The organism is Pseudomonas brassicae, assembly GCF_010671725.1.
Lineage (GTDB): Bacteria > Pseudomonadota > Gammaproteobacteria > Pseudomonadales > Pseudomonadaceae > Aquipseudomonas > Aquipseudomonas brassicae.
Genome location: NZ_JAAHBU010000434.1, coordinates 1 through 11,905, shown reverse-complemented (window position 1 = coordinate 11,905; position 11,905 = coordinate 1). Strand labels below are relative to the sequence as shown.

Sequence of the window (11,905 nt, the reverse complement as noted above, 5' to 3'; positions counted from 1 at the left end):
GCAGGCCGTGGGAGCATGCTTGCTCGAGATCTGGCGCGCAGCGCCAGTAAAACCGACGCACGCGGTATGCCTGATGCACCGTGCATTCACACGCAACCTACTGCGTCACCCCCGCCACCTGCTCGGGCGCCACCTCACGCGCCCCGATCGGCGCCTTGAGCAACAGGAAGTACGCCAGCGCCGAACACAGCGCCACCACCGCACTGATCATGAACGCCGTATTGAACGACCCCGAATACTGGATGCTGAACCCGGTCACGATCGGTGCCACCGACCCCGCAATGTAACCCCCGAAGTTCTGGATCGAACCGAACGACGCCACCCGCGGGCTATCAACGATGGTATTGACGATCATCCACGCCGTCGCACTCGCCATGTTGATGCTGAACAACGCCAGGCACAGCAGATGATGCAACCGGTCAGCCCGCTCACATACGACAGTGGCAAGGTGAACAGCGCCGCCAGTACCAACCCGGTGATCACGCTGAACTTGCGCGCGGCCAGAATGCCCATGCCCCTGCGCACCAGCAGGTCACAGAAGCGCCCCGCCACGATGGTGCCCATCGCACCAAAGCCATACGCCAGCGACACCACCCAGGCGGTGTTGTACAGGTTCAGCCCATGCGCACGCTCGAAGTAGCCCGGCAACCAGGTCAGGTGCAGCCACAGCATGTAGATCACGCCCATGAAACCCAGCACCGCGCCCCAGGTACTGCGGTGCTTGAACAGGTCGAGCCAGCCGGCAAAATACGACACCTTGGGCGCCTGCGGGTCGGCCACCGGCAACACCGGTGCCTCACGGCGCAACGGCTGACCCTGCGCCGCCAGCTCGGCCAGGTACTGCGCCTTGCTCTTGTAGAACATCAACCAGCACAGCGCCAGCACGATGCCGATCACACCGGTAATGATGAACATGCCACGCCAGCCGAAGTTGACCATGAACAGCGTCAGCAACGGCGGTGCCAGGCACGGGCCCAAACAGGTCGACGACCACACGATGCCGGTAGGCGTACCCCGCTCGTTGGCATCGAACCACTCCGATAGCGCCTTGGCCGCCGACGGGAACATCGGCGCCTCGCCGATCCCCAGCAGCACGCGCAGGCCCATGAAGCCGCCGAAGCTGTTGACCAGCCCGCACAGCGACTGCGCCACCGACCAGGCCAGCAACGAGGCGCCCAGGGCGATCTTGCTGCCCAGGCGGTCGATGATCAGGCCCAGTGGCAGTTGCGCGAAGGCATACGCTACCGAGAACGCTGACAACAGGATGCCCATCTGCGAAGGGCTGATCAGCATGTCGCGCTGGATCGAGGTGTTGGCAATCGACAACGCGCTGCGGTCCAGGTAATTGACGATGCCGATCAACAGCAGAAACACGACGGTGATGCGTTGATACTTCTTCAGTGCGTTCATCCGATGGCCTTTATTATTGTTGTTGCAGCGTATTCAAACACCGAGGCGATCCTTCAATCACACAGCTCCATTGTTGCTAGCGCAGCACCTCACGCAGGCAGGCGCGCACGTACCGCCACGGCCAGCAGGTCACGCCGGCTCAGGCTGTCGATCAGGTCGCGCAGGCCGAAGGTCCATTGCGGCGCCAGGTCGCTGGTGGTCACACGGTTGCACAAGGTGCCCAGCAGCGGGTTGCTGATGCTCACCACATCGCCCAGCTTGTGGGTGAAGCCGCCGCCCGGCTGGTCACGGTCCTGCTTGGGGGCGAACAGCGTGCCCAGAAACAGCACCAGACCGTCGGGGTACTGGTGGTTTTCATTCAGGGTCTGCTGCACCAGGTCGAGCGGGTCACGGCTGATCTGGCGCATCGAACTGCGGCCCTGCAGCACGAAACCGTCCTGGCCCTCGACGCGCAGGTCCACCTCGGCAGCGCGCACATCGTCAAGGCTGAAGGTCTCGTCGAACAGGCGCAGCAACGGGCCCAGTGCGGTCGAGGCATTGTTGTCCTTGGCCTTGGACAGCAGCAAGGCGCTGCGCCCTTCGAAGTCGCGCAGGTTGACGTCGTTGCCGAGCATCGCGCCCTGGATGGCACCGGTGCTGGACACTGCCAATACCACCTCAGGCTCGGGGTTGTTCCAGCTCGACTTGGGGTGCAGGCCGATGTCGGCACCATGGCCAACCGCCGACAGCGGCTGGGCCTTGGTGAATACCTCGGCATCCGGGCCGATGCCCACTTCCAGGTACTGCGACCACAGGCCCTGCTCCACCAGCACGGCGCGCAGGTCTTCAGCCTGCTTGGAGCCCGGCACGATGCGCGACAGGTCGGCACCGATGCGGCTGGCCAGGGTGTCGCGGATCGCGTCGGCCTTGGCCGGGTCGCCCTTGGCCTGCTCTTCGACCACCCGCTCCAGCAGGCTGGCGGCAAAGGTCACACCAGCGGCCTTGACCGCCTGCAGGTCGATGGGCGCGAGCAGCCACGGCAAGGTTTCATCACGCTGGCTCGGATCACTGTTGGTCAGCAGCGCCGGCAGGTCGATCAAGGCCTCGGCCAATGGCAAGGCACGCAGGTACGCCGCCGGCTCAGGCACTTCAAGCAAGGCCGACACCGTTGCCACATGCTGGCTGATGTCGTGCACTGCGCCGGCCTTGACCAGCACCACGGCTGGCCCCTGCTGCGGCAGCCACACCCGCCCTACCCAGCTGCCAGTGTCGAAAACGGCGGTATCGAAGCTCAATGCAAGTGGCGCGTGCGCCGGGATCGGGTTGGTCATGTCTGCACTCTTGTTGTGATGTTCAGTTAGGGGTCAATGCCGCCAGATGCAGCTGGGCAGCGCTCTGATTGAGCGCCTCCAGTACGGCCGGCGACAGGTTCACGCCTTCGCGCAGGGCCTGCTCACGCAGCTTCAGGCCCGCCTGCCCGGGCAGGCGCACCGGGCGTTGCGGGTCGGCCGGGCGGCTGCCAAGCACCAGTCGGCAACAAATCCGGTTTCGCCGGTGAAGGCCTCCAGCCCGCCAAACAGACGCGGGTCGATCACCACCGCCGTGGCCGATGCGCCCCACTGCTGCGGCGCATCCTTGCGGCCATGCCCGGCCAGGCCCGAGGTCAGCGCCTCGACCATCAGCGCCAGGGCAAAGCCCTTGTGCCCGAATGCCTGCCCACCCAGCGGCAACAGGCTGCCCTGGGGCGTGGTGAAGAAATCGCGGGGGTCGTTGCTCGGCTCACCGGTGTTGCTCATCAATACGTCGTGCGCCAGCGTGGTACCGGCGTCGCGACACTGGCCGAGCAGCCCCAGCGTCACGCTGGACATGCTCACGTCCAGCAGGATCGGCTCACCCGGGGTGGGAATGCCGGCAGCAATCGGGTTGGGGGTGTAGATCGGGTCGATCCCGCCCTGCGCGCACACCAGCCGCACCGACGGGTCCGAGGAATACACCACGGCCACCAGGCCGCGGTCGGTATAAGGTTTGAGGTACGCGGCCAGGCAACCGATGTGCGAGGCACGGCGCACCACCGCGATGCCGATGCCCTGGGCGCTCGCCCCCTGCGCGGCGCAGGCCAGGGCGCGCTCCACGCAATACGGGCCAAGCAGGTAATGACCATCGAACAGCGTGGCTACGCCCGTCGTGCTGAGCTGTTCCAGGTCCTGTGCACGGGACTTCACCTGCCCGTCCAGCACACCCGCCACATAGCGGCTGACCAGGTTCAGGCCATGGGTGCGATGGCCGAGCAGCTCGCCCTCGAGCAGCACGCGGGTGACCGACTCGGCCACCTCGGCATCGGCGCCGGCCTTCTCGAACAGCTGCTCGACAAAGCGCCTCAGGTGCGCGAGGGCATAGCGCCGGGCGTCAGTCATGGCCGAGCGCCTGATCACTGTGCTGGCCATCGACCAGGCGCTGGATACCCAGCGGGTTGGCGTTCTTCAACGCATCGGGCAGCAGCGCATCGGGGACGTTCTGGTAGCACACCGGGCGCAGGAAGCGGTCGATGGCCAGGGTACCGACCGAGGTGCCGCGCGCATCGGAGGTGGCCGGGTACGGGCCGCCGTGCACCATCGCGTCACACACCTCGACCCCGGTCGGGTAACCGTTGACCAGCACCCGGCCGACTTTCTCTTCCAGCACGCCGAACAACTGGGCAAAGGTCGGCAGGTCCTGCTCGTCGGCCAGCAATGTCGCCGTCAGTTGACCCCGCAAGGCCCTCACGGCACGCAGCAGTTCGGCCTCATCCGCCACCTGGATAACCACGGTGCACGGGCCGAACACTTCTTCTTGCAACAACTCATCCTGCTCCAGCAGCAGGCTCACCTCGGCGCCGAACAGCTGCGGCTGCGCCTGGTTGCCGGCCTGGGCCTGGCCACTCAGGTGCTGAATGCCAGGGTGCGCGAGCAAGGCCTGCAGGCCCTTGCCATAGCTGGCCAGGGTGCCGGCGTTGAGCATGGTCTGTGGCGCCTGTTCGGCCAGGTGCCCACCCAGTTGTTCGATGAACGCAGTGAAGGCCGGCGAGCGAATGCCCAGCACCAGGCCCGGGTTGGTGCAGAATTGACCGCAGCCCTGCACCACCGAGCCCGCCAGTTCCTTGGCCATTTGCGCACCACGGGTTGCCAACGCCTGCGGCAATACCAGCACCGGGTTGATGCTCGACATTTCAGCAAACACCGGGATGGGTTGCGCGCGGGCCGCTGCCATGTCGCACAGGGCACGACCGCCCTTGAGCGAGCCGGTGAAACCCACGGCCTGGATGCCCGCATGCTTGACCAGGGCCTCGCCCACGCCGGCACCGAAGATCATGTTGAACACGCCAGCCGGCATACCGGTTTTTTCAGCGGCGCGCTGCAAGGCTTCAGCGACCTTTTCGGCGGTGCCCATGTGCCCGCTGTGGGCCTTGAACACCACCGGGCAACCGGCGGCCAGGGCCGCAGCGGTGTCACCGCCGGCGGTGGAAAAGGCCAGCGGGAAGTTGCTGGCGCCAAACACGGCGACCGGGCCTACACCGATACGGTATTGGCGCAGGTCCGGGCGCGGCAGCGGTGTACGCGTCGGCAGCGCCTGGTCGATGCGCGCGCCGTAGAAGTCGCCGCGACGCAGCACCTTGGCGAACAGGCGCATCTGCCCGCTGGTACGCCCGCGTTCGCCCTGGATGCGTGCGCTGGGCAGCGCGTCTCCTGGCAGGTCAAGGCGACGAAGGCATCACCCAGGCCATCCAGCTCATCGGCGATGGCTTCAAGAAACTCGGCACGGCGCAGCGCAGGCAGGTTGCGAAACGCCGGGAAGGCCGCTGTCGCCGCGTTCACCGCCGCGTCGACTTCGGCCAGGGTGGCCTGGTGGAAGCCGCCCGGCAGGCGCTCGCCGGTGTGTGCATCAACGCTGTAGACCAGGGTGTCGCCCTGAGCGCTGCGCTGGCCTGCGATAAAGTTGTGTCCGGAAAATGGCATGTGCGTGTCGCCTCAGAAAAAGGGTGGAGGAAGGTCGATCAGGTCACGGCACCGATCTGCCAGGGCACGAACTCGTTCTGCCCATAGCCGTGTTGTTCGCTCTTGCTGCGCTCGCCCGAGGCGATGCGCAGCATCTGTTCGAAGATGTAGGCACCGCATTGCTCGATGCTGGTGCTGCCGTCGGCAATGCCGCCGCAGTTCACGTCCATGTCTTCCTGCTGGTGCTCGAACACGCGGTTGTTGGTGGCCAGCTTGATCGATGGGGCCGGTGCGCAGCCGTAGGCCGAACCTCGGCCAGTGGTGAAGGCGATCAGGTTGGCGCCGCCGGCGACCTGGCCGGTGGCCGAGACCGGGTCGTAGCCGGGGGTGTCCATGAACACCAGGCCCTTGGCCGTGACCGCCTGGGCGTATTCGTACACGTCCACCAGGTTGCTGGAACCGGCCTTGGCCACCGCGCCCAGGGATTTTTCCAGGATGGTGGTGAGGCCACCGGCCTTGTTGCCGGCCGAGGGGTTGTTGTTCAGCTCGGCGTTCATGCGCTGGCAGTAGGCTTCCCACCAATGGATGCGCGCGATGAGCTTTTCGCCCACCGCCTGGCTCACCGCACGGCGCGTCAGCAGGTGTTCGGCACCATAGATTTCCGGGGTTTCGGAAAGGATCGCGGTGCCGCCGGCGGCCACCAGGCGGTCCACCGCATTGCCCAGCGCCGGGTTGGCGGTGATGCCCGAGTAGCCGTCGGAACCGCCGCATTGCAGGCCGACCACAAGGTGACGTGCACTGACCGTCTCGCGCTGTACCTGGTTGGCCTCGGCCAGCAGCGCCTTGACCTGCTCGATCCCTGCGGCAATGGTCTTCGAGGTGCCGCCCACCTCCTGGATGCTGAAGGTGCGCAACTGCGCGCTCGCCGTGAGGCCCTGGGTTTGCAGCAGGCCTTCGATCTGGTTGGTTTCACAGCCCAGGCCGATGATCAGCACGGCAGCAAAGTTGGGGTGCACGGCATAGCCGCCGAGGGTGCGGCGCAACAGGCCCAGCGATTCGCCGGCTGGGTCGACCGCGCAACCGGCGCCGTGGGTCAATGCCACCACACCGTCGACGTTGGGGAACGCTGCGAGCGCTTCAGGGTGGATGTCACGGCGAAAATGGTCGGCCACGGCGCGGGCCACGGTGGCCGAGCAGTTCACCGAGGTCAGAATGCCGACATAGTTGCGCGTTGCCACCCGCCCGTCGGCGCGCACGATGCCCTGGAAGACGGCTTCGCTGGCGACACTGGCGTGCGCATCAGCACCGAAGGCGTAGTCACGGGCGAAATCGCCCATCTGCACGTTGTGCACATGCACATGCTCGCCCGCGTCGATCGGCTGCGACGCAAAGCCGATGATCTGGCCATAGCGGCGCAGCGGCTGGCCCTGCTCCACGCGCTGGCTGGCGACCTTGTGACCGGAAGGGATCGGCTGGCGCACGGTGATCGCTTCGGCCTCCAGGTCGAGGCCGGCCGGCAGTGCCTGGCGGGCAATCACGACGTTGTCCAGGGGGTTGAGGCGGATCACGGCGGCGTCGCTGTCGCGTGTCTTGGCTATCAGGTGCATGGGACCTCTCAGGGCACTACGGCGTACTTCTTGTTATGGCGTCACGCCCGCGCTGTGTCGGGCGAATCTGCCGTGACTGTACGAAGCCCTGCGCCGGATTCCCAATGAGATGATCCGATCAACTGATAACCAAGAGTTATCAATAAGCGCTTTGGATCACGCTTTATCAATCGTTCGTGCCCCCCTCCTGCGCCCTGCGCTGCTGTGCGAAGTCCAGCAGGATATCGGCGAACACCCGCGCCGAGCCGGTCAGCGGCTCGTCCTTGCGGGTGATGATGCCGTACTCCAGCGGCGCCAGGCGCAGCGGCGTCTGCAGCTCCTTGAACTGGCCGCTGGCGAGCTGCGCGGCAACCATCGAACGCGGCAGCATGGCGATCATCGGCCCCGACTGCAGCAGCTGCAGGAACATCGGCATCGAGATGGTATCGACGCTGTCGGCGGGGGTGGCGATGTTGGCCGCGCGAAACGCCAGCTCCAACCGCTCGCGGATCGGCGTGCCCACCGGGTACAGCACCCACGGCCAATCACCCAGCGCCTCGACGGGGGTGACCTCAAGCTGATTGAGCGGGTGGCTGCTATTGACCACCAGGGCGAAGGGCTCGGGTTCCAGTGCCTGGAAATCGAACACCTGGCTGAAACGCGGCTCGGTGAAGCGGCCGATCATCAGGTCGAGCTTGTTCTGTTCGAGCATGCTCAGCAGGTAGTCGCTGGACTGCTCCACCACCTCGATCGACAGCAGCGGGCTGCGCGCCTTGATCGCGGCGATGGCCTGGGGCAGCACCACCGAGGTGGCAGCGAAGATCCCGCCGACCTTGATGTAGCCGTGCCCGCCCTTGCGCAAACGGTTGACCTGGTCGACGAAGGTGTGTGAGTCGGCCAGCGCGTTCTGCGCGTAGCGCACCACGTACTCGCCCAGTTCGGTCGGCGGCATGCTGCGCGGCAGGCGCTCGAACAGGGCGAAGCCGAACTGCTCTTCAAGGTCGCGCAGCATCTTGCTCAGGGCCGGCTGGCTGAGGTTCATGCGCGCGGCGGTGGTGTGCATGTTGCGCGTGCGCGCCAGGGTGTCGATCAGCACCAGGTGCTTGAAGCGCACCCAGTTGCAGAAGCTGGAGTGGGTAATGTCGGTGGGCATCGGCGCACTGCCTATTCAGAGTGAGGGCGCATGGATTTGCGCCCGCAGGTAATGCAGCAAGGTATTGAGCGCCACCGAACGTGGGCGCGAGCGCAGGGTCAGCAGGCCCAGGTTGACCATCGAGATGGGCAGTTCGACCGGCAGGATGGCGACCATGCCGTAGCGCGCATAATGCTCGGCCACGTCATTGGGCACTACCGCAATCATGTCCGACGCTTCGAGCATGGCGGTGGTGGCCAGGATCGAGGCAGTTTCGACGATATCCAGCGACTGCACCATGCCTCCGGCCTGCAATGCGCTTTCGACCCGGCGGCGCATGGGGCTGCCGATCGGGTGCAGGATCCAGGTCAGCGTCACCAGGTCGGCCAGCTGCAACGCCGCTGCACCGGCCAGCGGGTGCCCTGCCCTGGCCACCACGCGCATCTGCTCGCCGATGTCGAACAGCTCGATGTCCAGGTCCTGGCTGTCGCCCTGGTCCGGCAGGCGCCCCAGTACCACGTCGAAATCACCACGCAGCAGCGCTGGCAGCAAGGTATCGCTGGTGCCCACCTCGATACTGATGCGCACCTTGGGGTGGTCGCGCTTATAGGCCAGCACCGCGCCGGTCAACAGACGCGGCACCGGGCCCATCACCGTGCCCACCCGCACCAGGCCCATGGCCCCGCGCGCCAGTTCGGCGATCTGTGCCTGGGCGTGCTCGAACTCGTGCAGTGCGCCCTGGGCATAGCGGATCATCACCTCACCGTACAGCGTGGGCTGCATGCCGCGTGGCAAACGCTCGAACAGGCGTACCCCCAGGCGCTCCTCCAACTGCTGCAGCAGCAGGCTGGCGGCGGGCTGGGTGGTGTGCATCGCGGCAGCAGCGCGGCGCAGGTTGCCGAACTCACCCAGCGCATTGAGCAAGGTGATCTGCCGGCTGGAGATCTTCAGTGTGCCGAGGCTGCGCGGCAGCAGCGGGTCGGCATGTGGCATCAGAGACATATCGAATTTGGTATCCCTGCTTAGGAAACCGCGATTATGCCTGTATCGCTCGGCAACCTACAGTCGGGTCTCCAAGTGGTCACCGAGAACAAGAGCCCGCCATGAGCATTCGAATTACCCACCTGAGCGTTCGCGACATCCGTTTCCCTACCTCGCTGTCGCTGGACGGCTCCGACGCGATGAACAGTGCCCCGGACTACTCGGCATCCTATGTAGTGCTGCACACCGATGTCGGCGGCCTGGAAGGCCACGGCCTGACCTTCACCATCGGGCGCGGCAACGAGATCTGCGTGGCGGCCATTCAGTCGCTGGCACCGCTGGTGGTCGGCCTGACGCTGGAAGAAATCACCGCCGACATGGGCGCGTTCTGGCACAACTTCACCGTGGGCGACAGCCAACTGCGCTGGCTGGGCCCGGAAAAAGGCGTGATCCACCTGGCCACCGCTGCCATCGTCAACGCGCTGTGGGACCTGTGGGCCAAGCACGAAGACAAGCCGGTATGGAAGCTGCTGGCCGACATGACGCCCGAACAGTTGGTGCGCTGCCTGGACTTCAGCTACGTCACCGACGTGCTCACCCCCGAGGAAGCCATCGCGCTGCTGCGCCGCAACGCACCGGGCAAGGCCGAGCGCGAGGCGCAGATGCTGCGCGAAGGCTACCCCGGCTACACCACCGCGCCGGGCTGGCTGGGTTACAGCGAAGAGAAAATGCGCCAGTTGACCCGCGAAGCGGTGGCCGATGGCTGGACCTACGTCAAACAGAAGATCGGCGCCAACCTGGAAGACGACATCCGTCGCGCCGGCATCCTGCGCGACGAGCTGGGCTGGGAACGCACCCTGATGATGGACGCCAACCAGGTGTGGGGCGTCGACGAGTCGGTGGCCAACATGCGCCGCCTGGCCGCGTTCGCACCGCTGTGGATCGAGGAGCCGACCAGCCCGGATGACATTCTTGGCCACGCCGCCATCCGCCAGCGCATCGCCCCGATTGGCGTTGCCACGGGCGAGCACTGCCACAACCGGGTGATGTTCAAGCAGATGTTCCAGGCCGGCGCGCTGGACTTCTGCCAGCTGGACGCGGCACGCCTGGGCGGGCTGAACGAGGTGCTGATCGTGCTGCTGATGGCCGCCAAGTACGACGTGCCGGTGTGCCCGCACGGTGGGGGTGTGGGTTTGTGCGAATACGTGCAGAATATCGCGCTGTTCGACTACATCGCCGTCTCGGCCTCGCTGCACAACCGCGTGCTGGAGTATGTCGATCACCTGCACGAACACTTCATCGACCCGGTGGTGATCCGCCGCGGCCGCTACATGCCACCCAAGCGCGCTGGCTACAGCATCGAAATGCACGCTGAAACACTGGAGCGCTACCAGTATCCCAACGGCCAGGTGTGGCTCGATATCGCTCGCACCTGATCGCTACGCTCGCCCGCTGCCGCCCTGCGTGGCAGCGGGCCAGACCATCAATACCGGGGTTAACAATAATGACAATCCTCAATACCGCGACCGTGGCCGCCGCACCTGCCGTGCCGGCCGAAAACCGTCTGAACAACCTGCTGCTGCGCAAACTGCTGCCGCTGCTCGTCATCGTCTATGTGATGAGCTTTCTGGACCGCACCAACATTGCCCTGGCCAAGGCCAGCATGGGCATCGACCTGGGGCTTTCGGCCGCCGCCTACGGCCTGGGCGCCGGGCTGTTTTTCCTGACCTACGCGCTGGCCGAGGTGCCGAGCAACCTGATCATGCACCGGGTGGGCGCGCGGTTCTGGATCACCCGCATCATGATCACCTGGGGCCTGCTGTCGGCCGGCATGGCCTTCGTGCAGGGCGAGACCTCGTTCTACATCATGCGCCTGCTGCTCGGGGTAGCTGAAGCCGGGCTGTTCCCGGGGGTGATGCTGTACCTGACCTACTGGTTCGACCGCGAGCAGCGCGCGCGGGCCACCGGTTACTTCCTGTTGGGCGTGTGCCTGGCCAACATCCTCAGCGGGCCGCTGGGCGGTGCGTTGCTGCAGATGGACGGGATACTGGGCTGGCATGGCTGGCAGTGGCTGTTCGTCATCGAAGGCTTGCCGGCGGTGGCACTGGCGTACGTAGTATGGAAAAAGCTGCCGGACGGCCCGGCCTCGGCCAAATGGCTGTCGGCGGCCGACAAGCGGGACATCGAGCAGCGCCTGAGCGCTGAAAAGGCAGCCGCGCCACCACAGACCCGCTTGAGCCAGATGTTCCGTGACAAGCAGATCTGGTTGGCAATCGCGGTGTACTTCGTGCACCAGATCACCATCTACACCGTGATCTTCTTCCTGCCGGGCATCATTGGTACGTATGGCACGCTGTCGCCGTTCGAGATCGGCCTGCTGACCTCGGTACCGTGGATTGCGGCGGCGATTGGTGCGGCGACCTTCCCGCGGCTGGCGACCACGCCGACACGTTGCCGGATGATCATGTTCTTTGGCTTGCTGACCATGGCGGCGGGGTTGGTGATTGCGTCGCTTTCCAGTTCGTTCATTGGCCTGGTGGGCTTCTCGCTGACGGCGCTGATGCTGTTCGTGGTGCAGTCGATCATCTTCGTGTTCCCGTCCAGCCGGTTGAGCGGCAGTGCGTTGGCGGCGGGCCTGGCGTTCGTGACCATGTGCGGGTTGTTCGGCGGTTTCGTCGCCGTCGGTGATGGGCTTGATCGAGCAGACCACGGGCAGCACGCGTAATGGGCTGTGGGTGATTGCCGGGTTGCTGGTGCTGGCGGCGTTGATCAGCACGCGGTTGCGCCAGGGGCAGGAGGAAAAAACCCAGGCTTGATCTGATGTCGGCGGCGCGTCCTTCGCTGGC

The 11,905-nt window shown here is 65.6% G+C and carries 7 protein-coding genes and 3 pseudogenes; 2 read left to right on the top strand and 8 right to left on the bottom strand.

What is annotated here, in order from left to right; translation table 11 throughout:
- Positions 1 to 97: 97 nt before the first annotated feature.
- The 8 genes and pseudogenes from G3436_RS23850 to G3436_RS23820 form a co-directional block, all read right to left on the bottom strand.
- Positions 98 to 1,410 (bottom strand): annotated as a pseudogene (locus tag G3436_RS23850) (MFS transporter).
- An 89-nt stretch (positions 1,411 to 1,499) separates the two neighbouring features.
- On the bottom strand, positions 1,500 to 2,720 hold the full coding sequence (locus G3436_RS23845; RefSeq protein ID WP_163950228.1) for a fumarylacetoacetate hydrolase family protein: 1,221 nt from the start codon (positions 2,718 to 2,720) through the stop codon (positions 1,500 to 1,502).
- Between the two features lie 22 nt (positions 2,721 to 2,742).
- Positions 2,743 to 2,880, bottom strand: a complete 138-nt coding sequence (locus tag G3436_RS28005) for a hypothetical protein (RefSeq protein WP_243667288.1) — start codon at positions 2,878 to 2,880, stop codon at positions 2,743 to 2,745.
- Positions 2,853 to 3,803 (bottom strand): Ldh family oxidoreductase, encoded by a 951-nt coding sequence (locus tag G3436_RS23840; RefSeq protein WP_243667287.1) that lies wholly within the window; start codon positions 3,801 to 3,803, stop codon positions 2,853 to 2,855. The genes G3436_RS28005 and G3436_RS23840 overlap by 28 nt, the downstream gene beginning before the upstream one ends.
- Positions 3,796 to 5,381, bottom strand: a pseudogene (locus G3436_RS23835) (aldehyde dehydrogenase (NADP(+))). The gene G3436_RS23840 and the pseudogene G3436_RS23835 overlap by 8 nt, the downstream one beginning before the upstream one ends.
- A gap of 38 nt (positions 5,382 to 5,419) precedes the next feature.
- Positions 5,420 to 6,967: a UxaA family hydrolase gene (locus G3436_RS23830; protein ID WP_163950224.1), complete on the bottom strand. Its 1,548-nt coding sequence runs from the start codon at positions 6,965 to 6,967 to the stop codon at positions 5,420 to 5,422.
- A 166-nt stretch (positions 6,968 to 7,133) separates the two neighbouring features.
- The gene (locus G3436_RS23825; protein WP_163950221.1) at positions 7,134 to 8,099 is read right to left on the bottom strand and encodes a LysR family transcriptional regulator; all 966 of its coding nucleotides are present in this window, start codon (positions 8,097 to 8,099) and stop codon (positions 7,134 to 7,136) included.
- 15 nt (positions 8,100 to 8,114) lie between these two features.
- Positions 8,115 to 9,080 carry a LysR substrate-binding domain-containing protein gene (locus G3436_RS23820; protein ID WP_163950217.1) on the bottom strand — a complete coding sequence of 322 codons (966 nt, stop codon included), beginning with the start codon at positions 9,078 to 9,080 and terminating at the stop codon, positions 8,115 to 8,117.
- 101 nt (positions 9,081 to 9,181) lie between these two features.
- Here G3436_RS23820 and G3436_RS23815 point away from each other — a divergent pair, with 101 nt between their 5' ends.
- Both G3436_RS23815 and G3436_RS23810 read left to right on the top strand, forming a co-directional pair.
- Positions 9,182 to 10,495 (top strand): L-fuconate dehydratase, encoded by a 1,314-nt coding sequence (locus G3436_RS23815; RefSeq protein ID WP_163950214.1) that lies wholly within the window; start codon positions 9,182 to 9,184, stop codon positions 10,493 to 10,495.
- Positions 10,496 to 10,563: 68 nt separating this feature from the next.
- Positions 10,564 to 11,875, top strand: a pseudogene (locus tag G3436_RS23810) (MFS transporter).
- The last annotated feature ends 30 nt before the right edge of the window (positions 11,876 to 11,905 follow it).